We start from the raw sequence: 25,857 nt of genomic DNA, 5'->3' as shown, positions 1-25,857 counted from the left end.
CAGAGGACAACAGGCGGGGGCAGATGATTCCGCCGGTTCACTGGCGCGCTTGTCGCAGGCAGTGAACGGCGGCGTGGCGCGGGCTGACGCGGCGCGGCGGAGCGCCAAAGGCCTGAGCCAGGGTGTTGCGTGCCGGGGCGCGGATGGATGGGGCGCTGCCAGGCTTCAGGTGAACCGTTCGGGGCGGCAGGCATCGAGTTCGACACAGCGCTGGCCATGGACCACTTCCTCGCTGACCAGGCGTCCGACGCTGGCGGCCAGGGTTACCCCAGCGTGCATCACGGCCAGGTACAGGCCCTGCTGCCCGGGACAGTGGCCGATGATCGGCAGGCGGTCCACGGGCATCGGCCGCTGGCCGACCTCCACGCTGCGCAGGCTGATGGCCTCGGCTCCGCGCAGCGCTGAGCGGAGCACTTGCAGGGCCTGCTGCGCGATGGCCTGTGGGCCCCTGGGGCCGTCCGCGTCAAGGTAGTCTTCGGCTGCCAGCAAGCCACCGTCGCTGTCCTCGCGGACCTCCAGCTGATCGTTGGAGACCAGGGTCTTGACCAGCCCTGGCGGTGCATCGAAGCGCAGCAGGATCGAGGGCGAGGCCTGCACTGGCAGGTTGATGCCCAGGGGCGCCAGCAGGAGCGGGCTGGCACAACCGGCGGCGAGCACCACGCAGTCGGCGCGCAGCACTGCGTTGGCGGTGCGTATCGCGACGACCTGCTGGCCTTCGACCTCCAGGCCCAGCACCGGGGTGTGTTCGAGCACCTGGGCGCCGTGGGCACAGGCGGCGTCGAGCAGGGTGTGGATGGCGGCGACCGGATCCAGGCTGCCTTCGTCCCGGGCGTAGCGGGCCCGCTGCGCTGGCGAGTTGAGGTTGGGCTCCAGCTGGCTGATTTGCGCGCGGGTCAGCCAGCGGGCCGAGCCGATGGGCGCGACCTTGCAGCGCTGTTCCGAGTCCAGGGTGGCCCGGGTGTGGGACAGCGCGCCGCTCCAGTTGATCGCCAGTTGCGGCAGTGCCTGTTGCAGGCGTCGGTAGTCCGTGAGCGCCAGGCGGCGCAGGGCATTGCTGGCGTCGGGGGATTCGTCGGCCTGGTTGATCCAGGCAAAGGACTGCCTGCTGACACCGGCGGCCGGGGTAGCCTGTTCCAGCACCGTGACCCGGGCGCCAAGGCTCGCCAGGTGATAGGCGATGGACGCGCCGACAATGCCCGCGCCCACCACGATGATGTTTTTATCCTGCACCATTTGACCTCATTGTCTGGTTTGCCGGGCGGCTCATTGAGCGCAAGCCTGGCGCACCTTAATCCTCGCCAGAGGTCTGGGCAATTTGCACAGTGTTATGAAAGTGCAACCGGAGCCTGAAAGGCGATTCGGTGCTGGTTGTTGCAGGCATCGGCGAAGACCGGATGGCGCTGCCTGTGTCGCTGCCCCTGGCGGTTGCCGCAGGCCAGCAGGCGCCGGTCGATGCCGCGGTCGCCAATGCCGGCCTGGCGGCTGCTCCGTGGATCTATTCGGTCTTCAGTGCCAGCCCCTGAGCCTGGGGCAGGGGCTTGCGCATCAGGCTGCCGACCACCAGTGCGCCCAGCAGGGCGAGGAACCCGGCGACGGTCAGGACCAGGGCGAAACCGGCGACAAAGGCCTGGTTGGCCAGTGGCTCGATCAACGCTCGGGCACTTTGCGGCAGCCCGGCGAGGGCTCCCTGCATGTCGCCGGCGACCACCCGCGAGGCAATTTCCGGCGCCTGTTGCAGCCATTGTCCGGCCTGGGTTTCAAGATTCTGCTGCAAGCGCTGTTGGGTGTGGCTGCCGAGCAACGCGCCGAACACGCCGATGGCCAGCATGATGGCGCTGAAACGCATGGTGGTGCTCATGCCCGAGGCCATGCCGGTACGCTCCCGGGGCACGCAGGCCATGATGTTTTTCTGTGTGTCGCCATTGAGCAGGCCAGCACCGGCACCGGTCACGGCAATGGCCAGGGCGAAGCTCAGGTAGCCTCCGGCCTGCACCGCCCAGGCGCTGAGCAGGTTGCCGCAGCCCACCAGGGTCAGGCCGGCGGCCATCAGTGTGGCCGGGGCATAGCGCCCGGCCAGGCGTGCGCCGATCCGCGGGCAGATGAGCATGGTCAAGGCAAAGGGCAGCATGCCCAGGCCCGAGGCGATGGCCGAGAACCCCAGGCCGTTCTGCAGGTAGAAGGGCAGCAGGGTCATCATCACCTGGGCGCAGCCGGCGTAGGCGAACATGCCCAGCAGGGCTCCGATGAAGCGCGGGTGGCGAAACAGTTGCAGGTCGACCATGGGCCGGCGCTGCACTCGTTCGATCAGCACGAACAGGCCGAGCAGGGCGATCCCCGCCAGGAGCCGGGTGCTGGTGGCGGGATGGCTCCAACCGATGCGGTTGGCTTCGATCAGGCCCCAGATCAGGCACAGCAGGCTGGCACTGAAGGCCAGGCTGCCCCAGGGGTCCAGGCGCGCGGCCTGGGTATCGCGGGATTCGGGCACGTTGCGCAGCACACTCCATAACAGCAGCAGGCCCACCGGCAGGTTGAAGTAGAAGATCCAGCGCCAGCCGAAGTATTCGGTGATCAGCCCGCCGACGGTGGGGGCGGCGGTCATTGCCATGCCCATGCAGGCACCCCAGAAGGCCCAGGCCTTGGCCCGTTCCACTTCGTCGTGGAAGGTATGGCCGATGGAGGCCAGGGCCGAGGTCAGCAGCAGGGCCGCCCCCACGCCTTTCAGCGCCCGGGCGATGTCCAGCAGCAAGGCGTTGGGCGCCGCGCCGCAGCCCAGGGACGCGAGGATGAACAGGCCGAGGCCGCAGAGCAGCACGCGCTTGCGGCCGAAGCGGTCGGCCAGGCTGCCGGCCGGCAGCAGCAGCGCGGCAAAGGCCAGCATGTAGGCGCTGACCACCCATTCGATGTCGGCGAAGTTGGCCCCCAGGTCGCGGGCGATGCTGGGCAGGGCCACGGCGACGATATTGGTGTCCAGGACGATCAGCGAACAGACCCCGGAGGCGGTGAGCAGGGTCAGGCGCGGGTTGACGGCGCTCATGGGGTCACCCGCTGGGCCAGGGTGGCGATGGCCGCCAGGGCGATTTCATCGTCGTGGGCCGGGGTGTCGGCACTGACCCCGATGGCCCCGACCACCTGGCCGTCGACGATGATCGGCTGCGCGCCTTTCATCATCAGCAGGCCGGCGCTGAGGGCGGCGGGGCGGCCGCCATTGACGGCGTTTTCCAGGTCCCCCGAGGGGCGCTTGAACAGCGCCGAAGTGCGCGCCTTGCCCTGGGCCAGTTCGATCCCGGCCACCACCGGGGCGCCGTCCATGCGTGCGCCGAGAATCGGCCAGCCACCGTCGTCGACGATCACCACCGCGCAGGGCCAGCCCTTGGCGTTGGCGGTTTCCTGGGCTGCTCGCAGCAGGCTCTGGGCATTGTCCAGGGTAAGGATTGCCTTGTGGGCAACGTCGGGTCGAATCTCCCCAGCTACAGCAGTCTGCAGGCTGCAGCAGGTGATCATTGCCAGAAACAGGGGTTTGACGCGCATGGCCGTGGCTCTCTACTGTGAAGGTCCGCTCAGCTTATCCCGGCCCTTTAGGGTCTTTGTTAGCTGCTGGCGGGCAGTTCATTACCTTTGAGCTAATGCCCTTATGGAAATTCGTCACTTTCGCTACTTCCTGGCGGTGGCCCGGCAGCGCAATTTCACCCGTGCCGCTGAGCAACTGGGCATTGCCCCGCCGACCCTGAGCCGGCAGATCCAGGACATGGAAAAAGCCCTGGGCACGCGCCTGTTCCTGCGCCAGCAGCGCGAGGTCAGCCTCACCGAGGCCGGTGCCACGTTGTTGCTGGAGGCCGAGGCGACGGTGCGCCAGTTCGAGTTTGCCCAGCGCAACGCGCAGCGCGCCGGGCGCGGCGAGATCGGTCACATCGAGCTGGGCTACGTGGCCTCGGCGGTGTATTCCGGGTTGCTGCAGAAACAGGTGCAGGGCTTTGGCCGCGATTGCCCGGACGTCAGCCTCAATGTGCGGGAGATGCCCATGGCGACACTGCCGGCGCGTATCGCCGACGGGCGCCTCGATGTTGGCTACATCCGCTCGCCCATGCCCCTGCCGGAGGGGGTCGAGGCCATTCGCCTGGACGCCGAGGGTTTTGTCCTGGCGCTGTCAGCCGAGTCCTGGTTGTGCCGCCTGCCGCAGATCGCCTCCGAGCACCTGCTCAACGAGACCTTCATTCTGCCCGAGCAGATCAGCGGCACCCTGCAGGTGGCGGCCCAGGGCGCCTACGCTCCCAAGCTCGGGGCACAGCCCGGGGGCCTGGTGGCGGTGCTGGCCCTGGTGTCCCTGGGGCAGGGGGTGGCGGTGGTTCCCGAGTCGGTGGTGGGCCATGTCAGCCTGCCCAATGTCCTGTACCGGCCCATCGGCGGCAGTTCGGCATCGTCCTGGCTGTCGTTGATCCATCGCCGTTTCGAGCAGGCTCCAGCAGTGGTGCGCTACATCGAACAGGTCCGGCGCGAGTACCGGAACAAGGCCTGAGAAGGCGTGTTCAAGCAGATGACTGGCGCGCATAATCCTCGCCTTGTGCGTTTTTCTTCAGGAGCTGAACCGCCCATGATCGACCACCTTGACCATCTGGTACTGACCACCGTCGACCCGGTCGCCGCCGAGGATTTCTACGTGCGGGTGCTGGGCATGCAACTGCAGACCTTTGCCGGCGGACGCAAGGCGTTCAAGTACGGCAACCAGAAGATCAACCTGCATGTGCGCGGCCATGAGTTCGAACCCAAGGCGCACCTGCCGGTGCCGGGGGCGCTGGACCTGTGCTTTATCGCCAGCGTGCCCCTGGAGCAGGTGATTGCCCACCTGCAGCAGGTCGACTGGCCGATCATCGAAGGCCCGGTGGCGCGCACCGGGGCCACGGGGCCGATCCGTTCGGTGTACCTGCGGGACCCGGACCTGAACCTGATCGAGATTGCCGAACAGGTGTAGCCGCAGTCATCGGCAGGGCTCGACCGGCAGGAGCCCTGGGCTGGCAGAGCGCCCGGCTCCTCCGGGCTCGGCAGTGGCCCAACCCATGCCGAGCCCGGATCGCCAGGGCGCGCGCAGGGCTGATCAAAGGCGCGCGGTGATGGAGTCCGCCAGGCGCTCGAGAATCAGGCAGCAGGACACTGCCCCGGCATCCAGTACCCCCAGGGAGCGCTCCCCAAGGCGGCTGGCCCGACCGATCCGCGCCACCAGGTCGCGGGTCGAGTCCCGGCCTTGGGACGCCGCACTTTTCATGCGTTGCAAGGCCTCCTGGAACGAGGCTCCGGCAGCTTCGGCCTGCTCGAAGGCCTCCACCGCCGGAATCAGCGTGTCCATCAGGCACTTGTCGCCCACGCCGGCCTCGGTGATGTCCTGCAAGGAGGTCAGGCCGCCCCGCAGCAGGCGGGAGAAACCCGCGGCGTCGATCCGGGTGGCGCCGCGCACCTCGTTGGCCATGCCGATGAACAGGCTGCCGTACAGCGGCCCCATGGAGCCGCCGATGCCTTCCATCAGGCTCAGGGTCAGTTCGTCGAGGGCCTCTGCCAGGCCCAGTTCGCGACCTTCAAGGGCGCGCCCGCAATGGGCGAAGCCCTTGGCCATGTTGATCCCGTGGTCGCCATCGCCGATGGCGCCGTCCACTTCACTCAGGTACTCGCGGTTGGCCACGATCACCGTCACCAGATCGCTGACGATGGCGCTGCCGTCCTGGCTGGAAAACTGCTGGTTCATGGCTCACTCCGCCTGGGTCATGCCGATGGAGCGGCAAGGGTGGTCGATCAGGGTTGCCAGTTCGGCGTCCAGGCCCAGCAGGGTCAGGGTCACGCCCATCATCTCCAGGGAGGTGAAGTAGTTGCCGACGTAGCAGCGGTGGATGTTCAGGCCTTGGGCGCGCAACAGGCGCTCGACTTCGGCGTAGAAGATGTACAGCTCCATTACCGGGGTGGCGCCGAGGCCTGAAACCAGGACCACCACCGACGCGTCGTGCTCAAACTCCCGGTCGGCAAGGATCGGTGCCAGCATGCGCTGGGCCATGGCCGCCGCGGATTCAGTGGGGACCACTTCAATGCCCGGCTCGCCATGGTGGCCGATGCCCAGTTCCATCTGGCCGTCGGCAATCTGGAAGTTGGCCTTGCCCACGGCGGGAATGGTGCAGGGGGTCAGGCCGACGCCGATGGAGCGGCACTGGTCGACTGTTTTCTGCGCGACCCGGATAACCCCGTCGAGGTCGTAGCCCCGGGCCGCCGCCGCGCCGCCGACCTTCCACATGAAAATTTCCCCGGCCACGCCGCGTCGCTTGTGGATCTCTTCCCGTGGTGCTGACGCCACGTCGTCGTTGGCCACCACCGTGCGTACCTGCAAGTCCCTGCTGGCGGCCATCTTCATCGCCAGTTTGACATTCATGTTGTCGCCGGCGTAGTTGCCATAGAGGCAGGCCACGCCGGCCCCGCGGTCGGCGGCGCGAAAGGCGTCGAAGAAGCTCTTGGCGGTGGGCGAGGAGAAGATCTCGCCCACTGCCACGGCGTCCACCAGGCCTGGCCCCACATAGCCGAGGAAGGCCGGCTCATGGCCCGAGCCGCCGCCGGTGACGATGCCCACCTGGCCCTGCGGCGAGGCTTGGCGCTTGCCGATGACCCGTGGATTGGCTTCGAACTGTGCCAGTTGCGGGTGGGCCAGCAGGATGCCTTGCAGCATGTCCTCGACCACCTGGTCCGGGTCGTTGATCACTCGATTCATGACGGTTTTCCTGTGTTCTTGTTATTGGCCGTGGCGCGGTGAGTGGGGGCGGCTCAGGGCTTGAGTACCACCTTGAGGGAGCGATCGCCACGTTCCATCACCGCGAAGGCCTGCTTGAAGTCCGCCAGGGCGAAGGTGTGGGTGACCACGTCGCGCATGTCGATCTTGCGCTGGCCGATGAAGTCGATGGCCCGCGGGTACATGTAGGGCCCCAGGTGCGAGCCGAGCACGTCCAGTTCCTTGCGGTCGCCGATGATCGACCAGTCCACCGTGGCTTCGTCGTTGAACACGCTGAACTCGACGAAGCGTCCCAGTTTGCGCAGCATCGCCAGGCCCTGGTTGACCGCCTTGTGGTGGCCGGTGGCTTCGATGTAGATGTCGCAGCCATAGCCTTCGGTGAGGCCGCGGATCTTCGCCAGCACGTCTTCCTCGGCCGGGTTCCAGACCTCGTCGGCGCCCATGCGCAGGGCCAGTTCGGCGCGCTCGGGCTTCATGTCGAGGACGATCAGGCGCTTGGGGTTGCGCATGCGCACCGCGCCGATGATCCCCAGGCCCAGGGTGCCGGCCCCGGCCACCACCACGATGTCGTCGAAGCCGACATCGGCGCGGTCGGCGGCGTGCAGGGAGCAGGCCAGGGGTTCGATGAGGATGGCCTCGTCCGCTGGAATGCTGTCCGGCACTTTGTGCACGATGCCTTCCCGGGTGAAGATCATGTACTGAGCCATGGCCCCCTGGACGTTGTTCTGGAAACCGTACAGGTCGTGTTTCTGGCACATCCAGTACTGGCCGTGGTTGCAGAAGCGACAGCCCCAGCAGGGCACGATCTGCTCCGAGATCACTCGGTCGCCGACCTTGACCCCGCGTTTTTCCGCGCCCGGCCCCAGGGCCACCACCCGGCACACGAACTCGTGGCCGGGGATCATTGGCGGCTTGACGTAGCGCGGCTGCTCGGCGTCGCCCCAGAACGACGGCGCGCCGCGGTAGGTCTTGATATCACCCATGCAGATGCCGCACAGCTCGACCTGGGTCAGGATCTCCTCGGGCCCCGGTATGGGGACGGGCACCTGTTCCAGGCGGTAGTCCTCGGGACCGTGGCAGACCACCGCCTGCATGGTGGCGGGAATGGCGGGCGGCAACTGATGGGCGCTGGCGGTTTCAGGCTGGCTGGACATAAACGGGCACCTCGGCGCAATGGCTGGAATGTCTGCGGGTTATTGAATGCTGTAGCCGCCGTCGATCACCACGTTCTCGCCGGTGATCATCTTGGCGGCGTCGCTGAGCAGGTAGAGCACCAGCCCGGCGATTTCCTCGGGTTGGGCGAAGCGCCCGACCGGGATCTGCAATTTGGCCCGTTCCCCCAGTTCGCCGGCCCAGGCCTGCTTGCCCAGGGCGGTCTCGACAATGGTTGGCGAGACGGCGTTGACGTTGATTCCGTCCGCCGCCCACTCCATGGCCAGGACCTTGGTCATGCCCACCACGGCGGCCTTGCTGGCGCAGTAGGCGACGTGCCGGTCGAGGCCGATCACCGCCGCCTGGGAGGCAAGGTTGACGATGCGCCCGCCGCCCTGGTCTCGCATGTGCCGGGCGCAGGCCTGGGCCATGAAGAAGCTGGCCTTGAGGTTGATGTCGAGGGTGGTGTCCCAGGCGCTTTCGGTCACTTGCAGGGCCTTGTCCAGCAATGCCACGCCGGCGCTGTTGACCAGAAAGTCCAGGCGCCCGAAGTGCTCGGCCACTTGCTCCACTGCCTGGTTCAACTGGTCCAGCTCCCGCAGGTCCACCGGCACCCCCAGGTGCTGGCTGCCCAGGTTGGCGGCCATGCGCAGCACCGCCGGGTCGCGGTCGAGCAGGGCCACTCGGGCGCCGCGCTCCACCAGCAGGCTGGCGCAGGCCAGGCCGATGCCGGCGGCGCCACCGGTAATCACGGCGCAACGACCGCTCAGATCGAAGGCCTGGTCCCAGAATCCGGACATGTCATGACTCCTTGTTGTAGGTGGTGGCCGGTGCCGGGCGAGCAGGCTCGCCGGTCACCGCAGGGGCTATTTGCTGCCGCTGACCTGCTGGTACAGCGCGTCGGCGTTGGCCGGGGTCACCGGCACCCAGGGCAGGATGTACAGCGTGTCGCTGCCATCACCCCATTTCAGATTGCTGGCGTAGCGCTCCCAGATCACCGAGCGCGGCTTGTAGTCCTTACCGGCCAAGGTCCGCAGGGCCACGTCCAGGGCACCCTGAGACTGGGCCTGGGCGTCCTGCAGGAAAGTCGTGAGTTGGCCTTTTTTCGCTGCCTGGATGGCATCCGGCATGCCGTCGATGGAGGTCACCGGCACGTCGCTGGGGGACAGCCCGCGGGACTTGATCGCCTGCAGGGCGCCCAGGGCCATGTCGTCGTTCTGCGCGATGACCCCCGAGATGCCGCCATTGGGGTGGGCGTTGAGCCAGTCTTCGGTCAGGGACAGGGCTTCGGCCCGGGACCAGTTGGCGGTCTTCATCTCGATGACCTTGATGTCCGGGTGCTGCTTGAGCACTTCCATCTCGCCTTTTTCGCGGTCGATCTGTGCCGACTGGCCGATCGGGCCCTGGATGATCACCACATTGCCCTTGCCCTTGAGCGTGTCGACCATGGCCTGGGCCTGCAGGCGCCCGCCCTCGACGTCGTCGTTGCCGACGTAGGGCACGCTGGCGCTGGCCACCTTGGTGTTGGAGGCGATCACCGGAATGTCGTTCTCCCGGGCCCGGGCCACGGCGCCGACCCCGGCCTTGGTGTCGATGGGCACGAAGATGATTGCGTCGTAGTGCTGGGTGACCATGGTCTCGATCTGGTTGTTCTGGGTCAGGGCGTCGTAGTTGCCGTCGAACACGGTGATCTGCACCGTGCCGTCCTTGACCGCCGGATGCTGCTTGAGCTCGCGCACCCAGTTCTGCATGAACTGGCCCTTGAGGCCGTAGACCGCGGCGCCGATCTTGTAGGTCTTTTCGGCTGCCAGCGCCGGGTTGCCGGAGAGCAGGGTGATGGCCACCACTGCTGCCAGGGAAGTGCCAAGCCGGATCGGAGAAAGCTTCATGGGGAACTCCATTGTTGTTGTGGTTGTACCGCGCGGTGGCGGGGGTCAGCCTTTCTTCTTGCGCCAGACATCGATCAGCACCGCGAAGACGATGATCAGGCCCTTGGCGACTTGCTGGTAATAGGACGACACCCCCAGCAGGTTCAGGCCGTTGTTGATCACCCCGATCAACAGGGCGCCGAACAGGGTGCCGACCATGCTGCCGGTGCCGCCGGACAGGCTGGTGCCGCCGATCACCACCGCGGCGATGGCGTCCAGTTCGTAGGAGGTGCCGGCCTGGGGCAGGGCCGAGGTGGTGCGGGCCGAGAGCACCACGCCGGCCAGCCCCGCCAGCAGGCCCGAGACTACGTACACCGAGAACATCACCTTGCGCACGCCGATCCCGGAGGTGCGCGCGCTTTTCTCGTTGCCGCCCACCGCATACACGTAGCGGCCGTAGGTGGTGTAGCGCAGCACCAGCCAGAAGATCAGCGCCACCACTGCGAAGATCACGATGGGCACGCCCACCGGGCCGATCTTGCCGATGCCCAGGGCCAGGTAGTGTTCCGGCAGGTCGGTGACCGGGCTGCCGTCGTTGAGGATGAAGGTCATGCCGCGGGCGACGCTGAGCATGCCCAGGGTGGCGACAAAGGGCGGGATCGACAGGTTGGCCACCATGAAGCCGTTGACCATGCCCAGCATGGCCCCGGCGAACATGCCGGCACTCACCGCCGCCAGCAGGCCGTAGCCCTGGGTCGCCACCAGGGCGCTGCACAGCCCGGCGAAGGCGAGGATTGAGCCCACCGACAGGTCGATGCCCCGGGTCAGGATCACGTAGGTCATGCCCACCGCCAGGATGCCGTTGATCGAGGTCTGGCGCAGGATGTCCATCCAGTTGCGCCAGGTCATGAAGTACTCGCTGGCAAAGGCCATGGCCACGCACAGCAGGATGAACACCAGGGGCAGGCCGAAGCGGTCCAGGGCCCGGCGCAGGTGGCTGCGGGCGGCGGGGCTGACGGCGGTGGCGGTGCTGGCAGGAGAGATCCGGGTCTTGGCATTCATGAGGCGAGACTCAACAAGGCTTCCTGGGAGAGGTCGGTGTCGTGGCTGATGGTCACCAGCCGGCCACCCTTGAAGATCGCGATGCGATCACTCAGGTGCAGCAGTTCCGGGGCTTCGGAAGACACCACGATGGCGGCGCCGCCGGCCCGCACGAACTGGTCCAGCAGGTGGTAGATCTCCTGCTTGGCGCCCTCGTCGATACCCCGGGTCGGCTCGTCGCAGAGCAGGCACACCGGTTGGGTGGACAGGCACTTGGCCAACACCACTTTTTGCTGGTTGCCGCCGCTCATGGACGCCACCGGCAGGTCCAGGGAGCTGACCTTGATCTGCAGGCGGCCGATCATGTCCCGGGCCAGGGCCTGTTCCTTGCGGGCATTGATCAGCGACCAGCGCGACAGTTGCCCGTAGGCGCTGAGGGCGATGTTGCTGAGAATGCTGCCATCGAGCACCAGGCCGCTGTCCTTGCGGTCTTCGGGCACCAGGGACAGGCCGGCGCGCAGGCTGGCTGCCGGGGTGCCCCGGGTCAGGGGCCGGCCCTGCAGGCTGGCGCTGCCGGCATCGGCGGTAGTCAGGCCATAGAGGCAGTTGAGGAATTCGCTGCGCCCCGAACCCATCAGGCCGTAGATGCCGAGGATTTCGCCCTGGCGCAGTTGCAGGCTGATGTCCTGGAACTCGCCATCACGGCACAGGCCCTGGACCTCCAGGCAGGTTTGCGCGGCTTGCTGGCGGCCGGCCTTGTGGTCGATGCGTTGCAGTTCCTGGCCGACGATGCCGCGCACCAGGTGGGCACGGTCGACGTCCGCCATGGACCCGCTCTCGACGAAGGCGCCATCGCGAAAAATGCTGTAGTCGTCGGCGATCTGGGCCAGTTCGCTGAGGCGGTGCGACACGTAGATGATCCCGGCGCCGCGTTCGGTGAGGCGGCGGATGGCCCGGAACAGGGTCTGGGTTTCCTGCTCGCCGATGGCCGAGGTCGGTTCGTCCATGATCATCACCTGGCAGTCGTGGCTGAAGGCCTTGGCGATTTCCACAAGCTGCACCTGGGCCACGCTCAGGTGGCGCATGGGGCTTTGGGGGTCGACCTCGAACTCCAGGCCCTGCAGCAGCTCGCGGGTCTGCCGAACGAGGGCCTTGCGGTCGACGATGCAGCCCAGGCGACGGGGCTCGCGCCCCAGCCAGATGTTCTCGGCCACGGTCATGTCGGGGATCGGTTCCAGCTCCTGGGTGATCATCGCCACCCCGGCGGCCAGGGCGTCGCCGGGGCGCTCGAAACGCACGGCCCGGCCATTGAGCAGGATGCTGCCGGCGTCACGCTGGCCAATGCCCATGAGGATGTTGAGAAAGGTCGATTTGCCGGCGCCGTTGCCGCCGCACAGGGCGTGCACGCTGCCGGCCCGCAGATCAAGACAGCCGTCGCGCAGGGCGGGAACCCCGGCGTAGGCCTTGGCGACATGTCGAGCCTGGAGCAGTAATGGCGTGGCCATCGGCGTGTCCTCGTGCGGTGAATTCTTATTAGGTCGCAGAGTCATGTTTCCCAGTGATCATATGTGTATCAAATGAAATTCTGATCAGTCAATCGCTTTCGGAATAATTCTTCCTGAACGGGTTATAGGGCTTTTTACCCCTCTATGTAGGGCTTTGACTCGGGTGTCAGGTAAATCTCGCTTGACACCTCGGCGTGTAATATTGAAAAAATAGCTGAGCAAAGTTTCAGTCAATGATCATATGATCAATCTCGTTCTTACCTCACTTTGCGGAGCGAACTGCCATGAACAGCGCCTTTTCGGTGGCCATTGGATGTGATGAAGCGGGTTTCGAGCTCAAGGAATTGCTCAAGGGGCACATTGAGGCGCTGGGGCATCCGCTGGAGGATTTCGGCACTCATTCACTGGAACCGGTGCTGTATCCGGACATCGCCCTGGCCGTGGCCACGGCGATCAAGGCCGGGCGGCATCGCCTGGGAATACTGGTCTGTGGCACCGGCATCGGCATGGCCATCTCGGCCAACAAGGTTCAGGGCATACGCGCGGCGCAAGCCCACGACACCTATTCGGCGGAGCGCGCACGCAAGAGCAACGATGCGCAGATTCTCTCCATTGGCGCCCGGGTGGTCGGGGCGGAGGTGGCCAAGGGCATTGTCAGTGCCTTCCTGCAATCGGAGTTCGAAGTGGCGCGCTCCGGGGCCAAGGTGGAGCGCATCAACGCCATCGAGCGCGATGGGCATTCCTAGGCTTGGTCGGCGCCGCCGAGGACTGGGTGGAACTGGTCGGGGCTGCGACCGGCACCGGGCAGGGCACGCCGGCGCCGTGGCGGCGCACCAAGGCTGGACGCCATCGACATCCACTAGGAGAATGCGCCTTTGACGCCGAAACGGAAGCCAGTCCACATGAGTGACAGTACCCTGCGCGGGGCCAGCGACATCGACCTGATGACCGAAGTGGCGATGCTTTACTACCTGGAGAACGTCACTCAGGAGGTCATCGCCAAGCGCTTCGACCTGTCTCGGGCCAAGGTCAGCCGTCTGCTCAAGCGCGCGCGGGACGAGGGCATCGTCGAGGTGCGGGTATTGCAGCACCCGGCCATGAACAACGAGCTGGAGCAGGCCCTGGTGCAGCGCTTCAAGCTCGACCGGGCGTTGATCGCGGTGGACCACAGCGACCCGGATACCCAGCGCTCGGCGGTGGCCAGCCTGGTGGCCAACTACCTGAACAAGACCCTGGGCGACGGCATGATCGTCGCCGTCGGCATGGGCCGCAATGTCGGCGCGGTGGCCGACAACGTGTTCCTGCCGGTGACCCGCAACTGCACCTTCGTCTGCGCCATCGGCGGTTCCCTGCGGGCCGGCGAGTACATGAACCCCGACCATATCTGCCGGCGCCTGGCCCAGCGCTTCGGCGCCGAGAGCGAGACTCTGTACGCCCCGGCCCTGGTGGCCAATCCCGAGCTGCGCAGCGCGCTGATCAGCAACGACACCGTGCGCTCGACCCTGGACCGGGCACGGCGCGCCGACATCGCCCTGATCGGCATCGGTGACATGAGCGAGAACAGCAACATGGTGCGCATGGGCTGGTTCTCGCCCCAGGAAGTGGCCCAGGCGCGGCTCTCGGGCACCGTGGGCGACATGATGGGCTACGACTTCATCGACATTCACGGCCAGCCGGCGGTCAACGCCATGCAGGGGCGGGTGATCGGCCTGAGCGTGCAGGAGCTGGTGCGGATTCCCGATGTGGTGGCCATCGCCAGCGAGAACACCAAGGCCGCGGCCACCCTTGGGGCGCTGCGTTCCGGGGTGATCAACACCCTGGCCACCACTGTGACCAACGCCCATACCATCCTCGCCCTGGACGACGCCACCCGTAAGCCCTGACCGCGCTGGCAGTGGCCGGTGGCTACTGGCGTTCGCTCGGGCGACCAGCGGTCTTGGCCGCAAGGCCCGCAGGGGCCGGGCGTGCAAATCGATAAACTTTTGAAATAATTTCCCGCTGGGGAAACTCCGCGCCGGCCCTGTAATCTTCAAGTCCGTTTTTCCATCCAGGACCTGCATGAACAGTCTCTCGGAGCCTCCCAGTCGGCGCTCTTTCCTGCTGCAACCCTCGCTTTCCACGTCCAGTATTTCGTGCCTTCCGGCCATACTGAGCCCCAGACGCTCAGGCCGCCCTCATGCCTTGCCGGCTTTTCCGGCCCTGGCCACTTTCTGCCCTGATCTACCCGGCCCCGAGGTTGTGCATCGCGTGCACCTTGGTGCCTTGTCGCGTCCGGCTGTTTGACCCCTCTGAAGGTATCGAGTGTTTTTTATGGAATGGATCGCAGACCCCACGGCCTGGCTTGGCCTCTTGACCCTGATCGTCCTGGAACTGGTGCTGGGCATCGACAACCTGGTGTTCATCGCCATCCTCGCGGACAAACTGCCGCCGGAGCAGCGTGACCGTGCGCGGTTGATCGGCCTGTCCCTGGCGCTGTTGATGCGCCTGGGCCTGCTGGCGAGTATTTCCTGGATGGTGACCCTGACCCAGCCGCTGTTCGAGGTGTTCGACAAGAGCTTCTCGGGCCGTGACCTGATCATGCTGTTCGGCGGTGTGTTCCTGCTGTTCAAGGCCACCATGGAACTGCATGAACGCCTGGAAGGCCATGTCAGCGTGCGCACCGGCAGCGCCACCTATGCGCTGTTCTGGCCGATCGTGGCGCAGATCGTGGTGCTCGACGCAGTGTTCTCCCTGGACGCGGTGATCACCGCCGTGGGCATGGTCGAGGAACTGGCGGTGATGATGATCGCGGTGGTGGTGTCCATCGGCGTGATGATCATCGCCAGCAAGCCGCTGACTCGCTTCGTCAACGAGCACCCGACGGTGATCATGCTGTGCCTGGGCTTCTTGATGATGATCGGTTTCAGCCTGACCGCCGAAGGCCTGGGTTTCCATATTCCCAAGGGCTACCTGTACGCGGCGATTGGCTTCTCGATCCTGATCGAGCTGTTCAACCAGGTGGCCCGGGCCCGGCGCAAGAAGTCCATGCAGGGCCTGCGGCCCATGCGTGAGCGCACCGCTTATGCGGTGATGCGCCTGCTGGGCGGGCGCAAGCTGGCGGCCGAGGAAGTGGGCGAGGAAATCGCCGACCTGCTGGAAGAGGGCGAGGCGCCGGCTGCCGAGCTGTTCGACCGCCGCGAGCGGGTGATGATCAGTGGCGTGCTGCAACTGGCCGAGCGGCCGATCCGCAGCCTGATGACCGTGCGTGCCCAGGTCGACACCATCGACCTGGCCGACAGCCCGGAAACCATCCGCACCCAACTGATGCATTCGTCCTACTCGCGCCTGCCGCTGATTCGCAATGGTGCGGTGGATGAGCCCCTGGGGTTTGTGCACAAGAAGGAGCTGCTCAAGGAGTACCTGGCGGGCAACGAGCCGAACCTGGCGCACCTGGCGCGCAAGACCCTCAACCTGCTGGACAGTTTTTCGATCCTCAATGCCCTGGAGCAGATGCGCAAGGCTTCGACCCACATTGCGTTCGTGATCAACGAATTCGGTGACTTTGTCGGCATCCTGACCATGACGGACATCCTTGAGTCGATCGCCGGTGAGCTGCCTGATGCCAGCGAGATCGAAGGCCCGGATGTGGTCGAGGAGGATGGCGGCTTCCTGGTGGGCGGTGCGTTGAACCTGCCCCTGGTCCGCCAGCGCACCGGCTTCAATGCGCCGCCCACCGATGACTACCAGACCCTGGCCGGGTTGGTGATGAGCCTGCTGGATCGCTTGCCGGTCAAGGGCGACCGGGTGGAGTGGGAGGGCTGGAGCCTGCAGGTCATGGCCGTGGAAGAGCGCCGGGTGACCCGGGTCCTGCTGTCGCGCCAGGAACCCGTCTGACCGTCAGCGGCAGGCCCGGTGGCGAGGGGGCTGGGTCGCGCTGGGCCGCGCAGCAGCCCCGGGGCTCATCCCATGCCGGCCCGAGCCTCTGCACAGGCACTACTCCGGCAGGAGCACAGGGCGTGGCTAGGATGGGACGTGAAAGGTGTACCTGTCCTTGCCGCTGTGCTTGGACTCGTACAGCGCCCGATCGGCATTGATCAGCGCCTGGTTCAGGCTGTCGCCTTCCTCGACCCGGGCCAGGCCGATGCTGATGGTCACCGGGTGTTGGGTGATCTGGTCCCGTACCACCTGGCACAGGCGCCCGGCCAGGGCCTCGACATCGTCGCGGCGGACCCCGGCCAGGTAGATGGCGAACTCCTCGCCGCCGAGGCGGGCATAGTCGAAATCCACCATCACCGACTTGATATCGGCAGCGATGCGCTTGAGCACTTCGTCGCCGATGTCATGCCCGTACAGGTCGTTGACCTTCTTGAAATTGTCGATGTCGATCATCGCCAGGTAGTGCTCGTGCTCCCGGGGCAGGGCCTGCAGGCGCTGGTCGGCGCGGGTCATGAAGGAGCGGCGGTTGGGGATTTCGGTGAGGGTATCGAGGTAGGCCTGGTCCAGCAGCAGCTTGGACATGATGTAGTTGTGCAGCTTGGCCTGGCGCAGCTTGAGAAAACTGTAGAGGGTCAGGGTGCTGAGAAACAGGGCATACACCAGCACCATCAGGCCCTTGAGCTCGCTGATGGCGATCTGGGTGGCCCAGAACGGATTGAGTACTGCCCAGGTAATGAGGATGGCGGCGAAGAACGACCAGCGCCGCAAGGGCATCACCGAGGCGCTGTAGAGAATGCTGGAAGCGCCGAGGATCAGCCAGCCGGGGTGCAGGTCCATGGGCAGGCCCTCGATCACCAGGCGTACGCCGATGGTGATGGTCAGCACGAACAGCAGGTTGACCCACTGGAAATGCCGGGCCTTGCGGGTGAAGCGCAGGATGATGGTGGTGAGGGCCAGGATCGCCAGGAACACCATCGAGTAGACGGTGAAGCCCTGCCGTCCGGGGAAACTGACAATCAGGTCGAAGATCAGCCAGATAACGGTGCTGGCGATGTAGATCAGGATGCAGAAGCTGCGCAGACGTTCGAAATCATGTTGCGCGAATTCAATTTTCAAGGCGGCTGGAGCGGCCTGCTTGAGCACTTGCTCTTCAATGGTTCTGAACATTGCGGGCCTTGGTCGTGAGCGGATGATCGAGCAGTGGCTTGCCCCACGGGCGGTAGCGCAGGGAGAACACCGCGCTGGCGTGGCAACCGCCGGGCCGGGCATCCGGGGCGGCCGGCTCGGCGTGGAACGGCTGGCCCGCGGCGCTGGTCTGGCGGAAGGCTTCGTGGACGATGCCGACGCTGCAGGGCAGGGCACTGGCATAGGTATCGCGCACCAGCGGCGCCAGGCGCCCGGTGCCGGCGCCGTCCTGCCACCACAGCTGCAGGCCGGCACTGGCCAGTTCGCCGAGCCAGGCAGCATTGACCTGGGGCGCCAGGTGGCCGGCGCTGAAGGCGCTCAGGTGCAGTGGCGCGTCGAGCTGGCGGGCGAAGTCCTTGAGCTGGCGGTGCAGGGTGGTGCGGCGGTCCGCGGCCTGAAAGTGCAGGTCGTCCAGTTCCATGGGCAGGTACCAGCCGCTGACCGGCAGCTTCCAGTCTTCACGCAGCTTGCGCTGGCGGTCCAGGGAGCTGGCCAGTTGCGCTTGCCAGTAGGTTTCCAGGCCGGCGCTGTCCAGTTGCTCGATACGCTGGTAGTAGGCCGGGTCCATGTACAGACCCAGAACCAGCTGCAGGCCCTGGTCCCGGGCCTGGCGCAGGCTGTCGGCGAGCCAGCCGTGGGCGTTGCCGAAGTTCGAGTCGCCGTAGGCGGTCCATTGCACGATCAGGGTCTTGACCCCGTGCCGGGCGCTGGCCTGCCAGATTTCGCGCCACTGCTCGCGGCTCAGGGCGGCATCGCTGTTGAGCGGCTGGTAGAACAGCCGCTCCTCGGCGTGGGTCGTCAGTTGCAGGCCCAGCCATAGCAGGGTGGTCAGCATCAGTCGTTTCATCAGAAATTCAGCTCCACGCCCACCAGGACGCCATTGCCCCCTTCGTACAGATTGCCTCCCAGGGACTGTTGATATTCGGTGCGCACGGTCAGGTGGGCGCGGTAGGCGTTGTACTTGTCGTCGTCGAACCAGTATTGCCAGCGCAGGCCGACCCCGGTGCGCAGGTCCTGGCGCCAGTCGTTGCTCGGGTCTTGCGCGGCAAACTCGAGAAAGCCGTAGGGCATGAGGGTCTGCGGGGTGCTCAGCGGCAGTTTCCAGGCGTGGCCCTGCTGGTAGCGCGACAGCCATTGATGGTCGCCGGCCTTGGTCCACCAGGCGGCGTCCAGGTACAGGAAGCGCTCGTCCCAGTCGCTCTCGTCGATTCGCCAGTCGTTGCGGTACTTGCCCTGGTCGAAGAACGAGGCGGTGGTGCGCAGCAGGTAGTCGGTGCTGGTGTGGCCGCGCTTGCGGTGATCGTTGAGCTGGTCCAGCAGGCGGCCGGGGTCGAGCATCTGGCCCAGGCTCAGGCCATGGTTGTCCTGGTCGTCGAACTGGCTCTGCTTGTAGATCTCGCCATAGAAATTGATGTTGGCGTTGCCCCAGGGCTTGTAGCGCAGGCCCAGGCCGGCGGCGGCCGACTCGGCGTAGGACGAGCGACCGAGGCCGCCGAGCAGGGTCCGGCCATAGACCGACAGGGTGCTGCCGTTGCGGCTGGGCTCGTCCCCCAGGGCGTGGTCCCACATCGCCACCTGGACGTTCTGCGACTGCGGGCTGCGCCGGCTGCCCTGAGTGTTGCTGTTGGGCAGCAGGCTGTTGTTGGTGGACACCCCGCCTGGCGACCAGGTGCTGGCGATGGTCACGCTGTCGCGCCGGGACAGGCTTTCATGGGCGCGGCGCTGGCGGTAGCGACGGGCTTCGAGGCTGCCGTTGTGGTCATCGGCGGCCACCGGGTTCTGCTCCAGGTCGATTACTCGACGCAGTTCCTGGCGGGCTGCGGCGCTGTCTTCGATTTCGTCGTAGCGCCAGGCCAGGGTCTCGCCCAGGCGGTAGTCCTCGGGGAAGTCGCGGGTCGCCTGTTGCAGGTAGGGAATCGCCAGGCGTCGCTGTTGCGGGGTCTGGGTAGCGGACAGGCGCATGCCGTAGTCGGCGCGAAAGCGCGGGTTGTCCGGCTCAAGGCGCACCGCTTCGGCCAGCCACTGGGTGCTTTGCTCCGGGTCGCCGGCCTTCTGTGCGGTGACCGACGCGGCGTAGTAGTGCTCGGCATTCGGTGCCTGTCTGAGGGCCTGACGCTGACGCTCCAGGGCTGTGGCGGTGTCACCGCGCTGCTCGGCGATCGCCGCCCCCAGGGCCCACTCATCAGCGCCACGGGCCTGGCTGTGCTGCCAGTAATGTTCGGCGCCGGGGTTGTCGCCGACGGTCAGGGCGCTGCGGCTGGCGGTGAGCCGGGCGTTGTCGCTCAGTTGGGTGTCCGGCACGCTGCGCCAGATGGCCAGGGCCCCGGCCGAGTCGCCGGAAGCTTCCAGGGCATAGGCCAGGGGCAGGCGGTTGCCGCGCTCGCCAAGGCGTTCGGCAGCCTGGTAGTAGGCGACGGCCGCCCCGGGTTGCTCGGGCATGGCGCAGCGGCCCAGGGCGCGGTATTCCACGGCTTCCCTGGGCTGTTGGCCGATGGCCTGTTGCACGATGTCGCAGCGATCGTTTTCCGCCAGTTGCGCCAGTAGCTGGCCACGGGTGGCCGGGTCGACTCGCTTGACCAGCGCGCCCATGCGTTGCAGCTGCGCTGGACTCAGGCGCGGCGAGGCGGCGTAGAGCCCGGCCAGGCGCTGCAGCAGGGGGCTGGGCAAGCCGCCGGCGTGGCGCTCATAGGCCTGTTCCAGCAGTGACTGGGCGCGGGTTTGCTGGCCGTTGCCCAGGGCCAGGTAAGTGGCTTGGTCGAGGGCCGCCAGGTTGCCGGTCTGGCGGTACTGGCGTTCCCACAGCTCGGCCGCTTCCTGGTGGCGGCCCTGGGCCTGCAGGAGTTCGGCGCGTTTTCTCAGCACGGCCGGGGTCTGCGGTTGCTGGCTCAGCCAGGCCAGGGCCTGGGCGCCTTGCCCCTGTTCTTGCCAGACCTCCACCAGGCGTTCGCGCCGGGCCGTGTCCCAAGGATCGGGCAGGCGCTGACTTTGCAGCAGGTCGCTGGCTTGCAGGCGCTGGGCCAGCACCAGCCAGGCCTGCGGATCGTCCTGGGGCGAGCACTGGTGCAATTGCTTGAGCGCGGCGTCCGGGTCGTGCCGGGACAGCCATTCAGCGGTCTCCAGGCATGGCCGTTGCAACTCGGCACTGAGGCGTTGCACGGTGTCGCTGTCGTTCTCCTGGCGGGCCAGTTCCCAGTGCTGCTGGCGCAGGGCCGGGTCGGCCTGCTCGGCCGGCGACAGGCGCTGGATCCAGCGTTGCGCCTGGTTGCGGTGGCCCAGGGCAATCGCCCGCTCGATCATCGCCAGGTGCACCTGGTGCGCGGCCTCGGGGCTGGGGGCCTGTTTCAGCAGGGCTTCGAGCTTCATCTCGTCCAGGCGCTGGGTGTAGGCGGTGGCCAGGCGCTGCCAGCCTTCGGCGTCGAGCTGCCCGCGAGCTGCCACGGGTTCAAGCTGGGCGATGGTTTCATCCCAGTTGCGCAGTTGTTCTGACCAGTTGGCCCGGGCCTGGCGCAGGGCCGTGTCGTCGCCCTTGGCCGGCAGTTGCGCCAGCCAGTCGTAGGCGCGCCGGGCTCCGCCAAACTTGGCCAGGCTCATGCTGTAGGCCTGCCACAGGCGTATCCGGTGCGCCAGCGAGCTGGCAGCGATCCAGCTTTCCACCTGTTCGGTACCGGGCGGATCCTGTTCGATCCAGGTCAGGCGCAGTTCCAGTAGCGCCTCACTGTCGCCCGGGAGGGTGTTCATGGCCTGCACGGCGTCCTTGTAGCGTCGCTGGCGAGCCAGGGACTGGGCCAGCAGGCCCTGGGCTTCCTGGTTCTTCGGCACCTGTTGCAGCAGGTGCCGGGTCAGGCGCTCGACCTCCTTCCAGTTGCCTTTTTGCGCCTCGCGGTAGCTGCGGTCGAGGTAGGGGTAACTGCGAAAACGCTCGAAGTCGGTCAGTGGTTCGGTCTGGGCCATGGCGGTGCCGCCAAGGCTCAGCAGCAGGCTGCACAGCAACAGTTGATGGCCTGGGTTCATGGGGCCACCTGCGCGACGATGCGGTAGGCCGCCTGTTGTTCCGAGGCCTGGTCCGCCAGGGCCTGCTGCAGTACTTGGGGGGTGATCATGCCGCGTTCGATCAGGTGCTCGCCGAGGGAGCCGCGATCGGCGTCGTAGTCGATCATGGCCTGGTTGAACAGGCTGGGGGGCACCAGGCCGCGCACCTGCAGCAGGTGCCCGACTTGCACCTGGTGCAGGCTGATGCGCTCCAGCAGGGCTTCGTCATCCTGGTGGCGCTTGAGGGTCTCGAGCATGCGTCGGGTGTCCTCGCTCTGATGCTTGCCGGCGTACCAGTAGCGGATGCCCAGGGTGACCCGGCCCTGGGGGGCCAGGCGGCAACTCACCGGGCGCTTGAGCTGGCGGCTGATGGCCCCCAGCGAGACCTGGCTGACCGGGTCTTCGGCGGCCAGGACCAGGGTCTCGCTCTGTTCCTCCACCGGCAGTACGCCGTACTGCACGGCAATCTGCCGCGGCACGCCGGCGATCAGTTGCGGATCGATCTTGAACGGGTTCAGGGGCGCCCATGGCAGATCGAATTGTTCGGCCAGTTCCTGCACCAGCTGGGTCGTGTCGATGTAACCGCGCAGCAGCAGTTCGCGCCCCAGGCGCCGGCGTACCGGGCTGGTGATCGCGGCTTCGAGCTGCTCTTCGGTGAGCAGGCCCTTGTCCACCAGGCGGTGGCCCAGGGGGCTGCGCTGGGCCTTGGTCAGGGCGGGGAACTCATGGGTGGTCTTGTCCCAGGCCACGCGCCGCGAGTCGCCCATCTGCAGTACTTGGCGCAGGGCCCGCAGGTTGGCGAAGAAGTTGACGAAGTTGCTCCACATCATTCGTGGCGCCGACAGCAGGCCCTGCACCACACCGTAGAACCGGGTGACGAACCAGGCCCGCTGGAACAGCCGGTTGAGCAGCATCAGGCCGTTGAGCCAGAGCAGCGCCGCCAGCAGCGGGCTGTCGGCAAGAATCGACTGGAAGCGCCAGGCGTCGGGGGACAGTACGGTGATCAGCCACATGCTCAGCAGCACCAGGAACAGCAGGTTCACCAGGAAGCTCAGCAGGTAGGCGATCAGGCCCCGGCGGTCGCGCCAGAGAAAGTAGTTGAGCAGGCCCTTGCGGCTCCAGCCCAGGTTGGTGGTGCCCTGGAACACGATGCCGACGATCCATCGCGACTTCTGCCGGACGGCGTGCTGCCAGTCCCGGGGGAAGTGCTCGCGCACGCAGATCACCTGGGCAAAGCGGCGGTCCATGCCCGGCACCCATTGGTAGTCCAGGGCCAGTTTCGGATCGCTGATGGAGTAGCGGGCGAAGATGCACTTCATGCCTTTTTGCTTCAGGCGAAAGCCGATGTCGTAGTCCTCGGTCAGGCTCTGCACGTCGAAGGCGATGCCGTCGCCGTCTTCCAGCAGGGCGCTGATGGCCCGGCGGCTGAAGCAGGTGCCGACCCCGGCGCTGGGCACCTGGCCGGTCAGGGCCTCGCGCACGATCACGTCCTTGCCGTGGTTCTCGGCGAACTCGTCGACGTAGTGCCCGGCGGTGAAGCCTTGCCACGCCGGAGCGTAGGGGTAGACCGGGATCTGGATCAGGTCCTTGTTGGGCAGCAGGTAGTTGTACAGGCGCAGTTCCATGGGCGAGATCACGTCTTCGGCGTCATGCAGGATGAAGCCGGCGAACTCGATCCGGGCCTCGTTCTGAAAGCGCAGGATGGCGTCGATGATGTTGTTCAGGCAGTCGGCCTTGCTGGTGGGACCGGGGCGTGCGCAGACCACCTTGTGCACGTTGGGGTAGTGCTGGCACACCGCGTCGACGTCGGCCTGGGTCTCGGCGTCGTTGGGGTAGGTGCCGACGAAGATCTGGTAGTTCTGGTAGTCGAGGGTGGAGGCCGCCAGGCGTGCCATCTCGCCCACCACGCCGACCTCGTTCCAGGCCGGGACCATGATCGCCAGGGGTTTTTCCGGGGTCTCGTAGAGGCGTTTCTCATCCGCCGCCTCGAATTTTTCGTAGATCCGCCAGCGCCGGATCAGCTTGCGGCCCCAATACACCAGGTCGATGAACAGGTCATCCAGGCCCAGCAGGAACATCAGCAGGGCCAGGGTGATCGCCAGGTACTTGAGGCCATAGAGGATATAGATGAAGACATCGATCAAGCCCAGACTCATGCCGGGTCACGCGCAGCCTGGGCCTCCAGCCAGGAGCACAGCCGACGGGCGATGCGTTCGCTGGCGTGGCCATCGCCGTAGGGGCTGTGCACGCGGCTCATGCGGGCATACACCTGGGGATCGTCCAGCAGCTCACTGGCGTGGCTCACGATGCGCTGGTGATCGGTGCCCACCAGCAGCACGGTGCCGCCCTCCAGCACCGACGGCCGTTCGGTGACGTCCCGCAGCACCAGCAGCGGCTTGCCGATGGCCGGGGCTTCTTCCTGGACCCCGCCGGAGTCGCTGAGGATGAAGTGCGAACGTCCCATCAGCCAGACAAAATGCTGATAGTCCTGGGGCGCTACCAGGTAGATGTTGGGCTTGTCCGAGAGCAGGCCGTAGACCGCGTTCTGCACCTGGGGGTTGAGGTGTACCGGGTACACGAACTGCACGTCCGGGTAGCGCTGGGCCAGGGTTGCCAGGGCTTGGCAGATATCGCGGAAACCGTCGCCGAAGTTCTCCCGGCGGTGGCCGGTGATCAGTACCATGCGCCGGTTGTCGTCGAGCATCGCCAGGGGCGAGTCGGCGGCGGGGCGCCAGTGGGTTTGCTGCTGGTGGGTGCGCATCCACAACAGTGCATCGATCACCGTATTGCCCGTGACCTCGATGTTCTCGGCGCGAACATTTTCCCGCAGCAGGTTGGCTTCGGACTTGGCGGTCGGGGCGAAGTGCAGGTCGGCGATGACGCCGGTCAGGCGCCGGTTGGCCTCCTCGGGCCAGGGCGCCTTGAGGTTGCCGGTACGCAGGCCGGCCTCGACGTGGCCGATGGGCAGTTGCCGGTTGAAGGCGGCGAGGGCGGCGATAAAGCTGGTGGTGGTGTCGCCATGGACCAGCACGATGTCCGGTTGCAGGCGCTGGTAGCTGGTGTCCAGGTGGATCAGCAGTTGCTGCGACAGGCCGTTGAGGGTCTGGCCCTGGGTCATCACTTGCAGGTCCACATCGACTTCGAGCTCGAAGGAGTCGAGCACCTGCTTGAGCATTTCCCGGTGCTGGCCGGTGGAACAGATGTGCAACTCGATACCTGGCCAGTTGCGCAGCACCCGGGCCAATGGCGCCATCTTGATCGCCTCAGGACGCGTACCGAAAACCATCATGACTTTGAAAGGCATGTATCCCCTCCTGGGATTGTGATAACCGGACCTGACCTTGAATGAAAGCAGTGAGAATCACTCTTGTCCAACCAGGTGCGAAGGCTGTGACATCGCTCAAATGCGCGGTTATCGGGAAAAGGGGGTCTGGCATTGACCTGGGCGTCAAGTTCCTCGAACGGCGGAGAAGCCCTGGGAAAAATGCAAAATCATGTTGCGGTGTCGGGTTGTTCGACAAGAATGCCTGGATGGCTTTTTTCGCCACAAAATTGACGATATTGCCATTTGTCGGTAGGTCTAAAATCCAGATCAAGGACTGGTGTCAAAATGACGTCGCTTGCTGTTAAAATGCGCGCCATGACTCACCCCGAGAGTGAGTGTTTTGATGACTGCCTAGTTCGTGGAGTATTGCTGTGGGTCGTGCTTTAGCGGTGTATGTGGTGGGAATGGCCTTGGTGCTGGCGTGCTTTGCCTGGGCGATGGCGACTGTCTACAGTTGAGCCCCCCGTAGCGTCCAGGCCTTTCCCGGACCGCTGTTCAGCGGTCCTTCAGCGGTATCAGTCCCGGCCCATGATCCGCAGGGCCTGGTCGAGTAATTCATCCTTCGATCGACTGCCGTCCAGGCGCTCCCAGGGCTGCTGCAATTGCGCCAGCCAGGCGTTGTGCCGTGGGCGGCTGCGGCCGGCCCGGGTGCCGCTGTCATAGGCCGCCGCCCATTGCAGAAACGCCAGGTGCTGGGAGTGCATGTCGCCCCCGGGCAGGATGCGCGGGCCGAAGCGTTGCCGCTCCCGGGCAGCGATGCGCTGCAGGCGCAGCGCTGTCGGGGTGTCCAGGTACAGCACCCAGTCGGCCTTGGCGATGATGGCGTCGCCCCAGCCATCCATCGAACCCGACACCACCCAGGGCGCCTCGCCCAGGGCTGCGTGCAGGCGCTCCAGGCGTTCCTCGGGCGGGCGTGCTTGTGTGAAGGGCGGATCGCTGGGAATCCAGTAGTGCTCATCGACATCGACGTGGGGCACGTGCAGGTGCCGGGCCAGGGCGCTGCCGAGGGTGCTGACGCCGGCGCCCGAGGCACCGATCAGATAGATCCGTGGTTTCAACGCAGTTCCTCCTGAACCAGAAAGG

22 protein-coding genes are annotated in these 25,857 nt (G+C 66.1%); 6 read left to right on the top strand and 16 right to left on the bottom strand.

Annotated features, from left to right (window positions below; translation table 11 throughout):
* Positions 1-165: 165 nt before the first annotated feature.
* The gene (locus tag ACZ5BO_RS21580; protein ID WP_464696406.1) at positions 166-1,233 is read right to left on the bottom strand and encodes an NAD(P)/FAD-dependent oxidoreductase; all 1,068 of its coding nucleotides are present in this window, start codon (positions 1,231-1,233) and stop codon (positions 166-168) included.
* Positions 1,234-1,361: 128 nt separating this feature from the next.
* On the opposite strand from ACZ5BO_RS21580, the gene ACZ5BO_RS21575 reads away from it, so the two are divergent.
* The gene (locus tag ACZ5BO_RS21575) at positions 1,362-1,523 is read left to right on the top strand and encodes a hypothetical protein (RefSeq protein ID WP_464696405.1); all 162 of its coding nucleotides are present in this window, start codon (positions 1,362-1,364) and stop codon (positions 1,521-1,523) included.
* Here ACZ5BO_RS21575 and ACZ5BO_RS21570 read toward each other — a convergent pair.
* Both ACZ5BO_RS21570 and ACZ5BO_RS21565 read right to left on the bottom strand, forming a co-directional pair.
* Positions 1,496-3,034 (bottom strand): MFS transporter, encoded by a 1,539-nt coding sequence (locus ACZ5BO_RS21570; RefSeq protein ID WP_464696404.1) that lies wholly within the window; start codon positions 3,032-3,034, stop codon positions 1,496-1,498. The two genes, ACZ5BO_RS21575 and ACZ5BO_RS21570, sit on opposite strands and share 28 nt — an antisense overlap.
* Complete coding sequence (locus ACZ5BO_RS21565; protein WP_464696403.1) at positions 3,031-3,528, bottom strand: GlcG/HbpS family heme-binding protein; 498 nt, start codon at positions 3,526-3,528, stop codon at positions 3,031-3,033. Before ACZ5BO_RS21565 ends, ACZ5BO_RS21570 begins: the two co-directional genes overlap by 4 nt.
* A 103-nt stretch (positions 3,529-3,631) precedes the next feature.
* Here ACZ5BO_RS21565 and ACZ5BO_RS21560 point away from each other — a divergent pair, with 103 nt between their 5' ends.
* Together ACZ5BO_RS21560 and ACZ5BO_RS21555 are read left to right on the top strand one after the other, a co-directional pair.
* Positions 3,632-4,513, top strand: a complete 882-nt coding sequence (locus ACZ5BO_RS21560; RefSeq protein WP_025129749.1) for a LysR family transcriptional regulator — start codon at positions 3,632-3,634, stop codon at positions 4,511-4,513.
* 75 nt (positions 4,514-4,588) lie between these two features.
* The gene (locus ACZ5BO_RS21555; protein ID WP_025129750.1) at positions 4,589-4,966 is read left to right on the top strand and encodes a VOC family protein; all 378 of its coding nucleotides are present in this window, start codon (positions 4,589-4,591) and stop codon (positions 4,964-4,966) included.
* Between the two features lie 123 nt (positions 4,967-5,089).
* On the opposite strand, the gene dhaL is transcribed toward ACZ5BO_RS21555, so the two are convergent.
* From dhaL to ACZ5BO_RS21520, 7 genes are all read right to left on the bottom strand, one after another.
* Positions 5,090-5,731, bottom strand: coding sequence for a dihydroxyacetone kinase subunit DhaL (gene dhaL, locus ACZ5BO_RS21550; protein ID WP_025129751.1), 642 nt, complete (start codon positions 5,729-5,731; stop codon positions 5,090-5,092).
* A gap of 3 nt (positions 5,732-5,734) precedes the next feature.
* Entirely contained in the window at positions 5,735-6,736 is a 1,002-nt protein-coding gene (locus tag ACZ5BO_RS21545; RefSeq protein WP_464696402.1) for a dihydroxyacetone kinase subunit DhaK, read from the bottom strand.
* A 53-nt stretch (positions 6,737-6,789) separates the two neighbouring features.
* Complete coding sequence (locus ACZ5BO_RS21540) at positions 6,790-7,908, bottom strand: MDR/zinc-dependent alcohol dehydrogenase-like family protein (RefSeq protein WP_025129753.1); 1,119 nt, start codon at positions 7,906-7,908, stop codon at positions 6,790-6,792.
* A gap of 39 nt (positions 7,909-7,947) precedes the next feature.
* Positions 7,948-8,706, bottom strand: coding sequence for an SDR family oxidoreductase (locus ACZ5BO_RS21535; protein ID WP_025129754.1), 759 nt, complete (start codon positions 8,704-8,706; stop codon positions 7,948-7,950).
* Between the two features lie 66 nt (positions 8,707-8,772).
* On the bottom strand, positions 8,773-9,780 hold the full coding sequence (locus ACZ5BO_RS21530; RefSeq protein WP_025129755.1) for a substrate-binding domain-containing protein: 1,008 nt from the start codon (positions 9,778-9,780) through the stop codon (positions 8,773-8,775).
* A gap of 60 nt (positions 9,781-9,840) precedes the next feature.
* On the bottom strand, positions 9,841-10,836 hold the full coding sequence (locus ACZ5BO_RS21525) for an ABC transporter permease (protein WP_025129756.1): 996 nt from the start codon (positions 10,834-10,836) through the stop codon (positions 9,841-9,843).
* On the bottom strand, positions 10,833-12,320 hold the full coding sequence (locus ACZ5BO_RS21520) for a sugar ABC transporter ATP-binding protein (protein WP_464696401.1): 1,488 nt from the start codon (positions 12,318-12,320) through the stop codon (positions 10,833-10,835). The genes ACZ5BO_RS21525 and ACZ5BO_RS21520 overlap by 4 nt, the downstream gene beginning before the upstream one ends.
* Before the next feature lie 284 nt (positions 12,321-12,604).
* On the opposite strand from ACZ5BO_RS21520, the gene rpiB reads away from it, so the two are divergent.
* From rpiB to ACZ5BO_RS21505, 3 genes are all read left to right on the top strand, one after another.
* Positions 12,605-13,066, top strand: coding sequence for a ribose 5-phosphate isomerase B (gene rpiB / locus ACZ5BO_RS21515; protein ID WP_025129758.1), 462 nt, complete (start codon positions 12,605-12,607; stop codon positions 13,064-13,066).
* 156 nt (positions 13,067-13,222) lie between these two features.
* Positions 13,223-14,203 carry a sugar-binding transcriptional regulator gene (locus tag ACZ5BO_RS21510; RefSeq protein ID WP_025129759.1) on the top strand — a complete coding sequence of 327 codons (981 nt, stop codon included), beginning with the start codon at positions 13,223-13,225 and terminating at the stop codon, positions 14,201-14,203.
* A gap of 427 nt (positions 14,204-14,630) precedes the next feature.
* On the top strand, positions 14,631-16,193 hold the full coding sequence (locus tag ACZ5BO_RS21505; protein WP_025129760.1) for a TerC family protein: 1,563 nt from the start codon (positions 14,631-14,633) through the stop codon (positions 16,191-16,193).
* Between the two features lie 126 nt (positions 16,194-16,319).
* Here ACZ5BO_RS21505 and ACZ5BO_RS21500 read toward each other — a convergent pair whose 3' ends face one another.
* The 6 genes from ACZ5BO_RS21500 to ACZ5BO_RS21475 all read right to left on the bottom strand — a co-directional run bounded on the left by ACZ5BO_RS21500 (position 16,320) and on the right by ACZ5BO_RS21475 (position 25,832).
* Positions 16,320-17,402: a GGDEF domain-containing protein gene (locus ACZ5BO_RS21500; RefSeq protein ID WP_464696400.1), complete on the bottom strand. Its 1,083-nt coding sequence runs from the start codon at positions 17,400-17,402 to the stop codon at positions 16,320-16,322.
* Entirely contained in the window at positions 17,386-18,267 is an 882-nt protein-coding gene (locus tag ACZ5BO_RS21495; RefSeq protein ID WP_464696399.1) for a DUF4434 family protein, read from the bottom strand. Before ACZ5BO_RS21495 ends, ACZ5BO_RS21500 begins: the two co-directional genes overlap by 17 nt.
* The gene (locus ACZ5BO_RS21490; RefSeq protein WP_464696398.1) at positions 18,267-21,431 is read right to left on the bottom strand and encodes an NfrA family protein; all 3,165 of its coding nucleotides are present in this window, start codon (positions 21,429-21,431) and stop codon (positions 18,267-18,269) included. Before ACZ5BO_RS21490 ends, ACZ5BO_RS21495 begins: the two co-directional genes overlap by 1 nt.
* Positions 21,428-23,605 (bottom strand): cyclic di-3',5'-guanylate-activated glycosyltransferase NfrB, encoded by a 2,178-nt coding sequence (nfrB, locus tag ACZ5BO_RS21485; protein ID WP_464696397.1) that lies wholly within the window; start codon positions 23,603-23,605, stop codon positions 21,428-21,430. Before nfrB ends, ACZ5BO_RS21490 begins: the two co-directional genes overlap by 4 nt.
* Complete coding sequence (wecB, locus tag ACZ5BO_RS21480) at positions 23,602-24,753, bottom strand: non-hydrolyzing UDP-N-acetylglucosamine 2-epimerase (RefSeq protein ID WP_464696396.1); 1,152 nt, start codon at positions 24,751-24,753, stop codon at positions 23,602-23,604. Before wecB ends, nfrB begins: the two co-directional genes overlap by 4 nt.
* Positions 24,754-25,289: 536 nt before the next feature.
* Positions 25,290-25,832 (bottom strand): AAA family ATPase, encoded by a 543-nt coding sequence (locus ACZ5BO_RS21475; RefSeq protein ID WP_464696395.1) that lies wholly within the window; start codon positions 25,830-25,832, stop codon positions 25,290-25,292.
* Positions 25,833-25,857 lie beyond the last annotated feature (25 nt).

It is taken from the genome of Pseudomonas sp. FFPRI_1 (assembly GCF_055384485.1).
The sequence above is the reverse complement of the archived record's forward strand: the minus strand, read 5'-3'. Positions and strand labels throughout refer to the sequence as shown.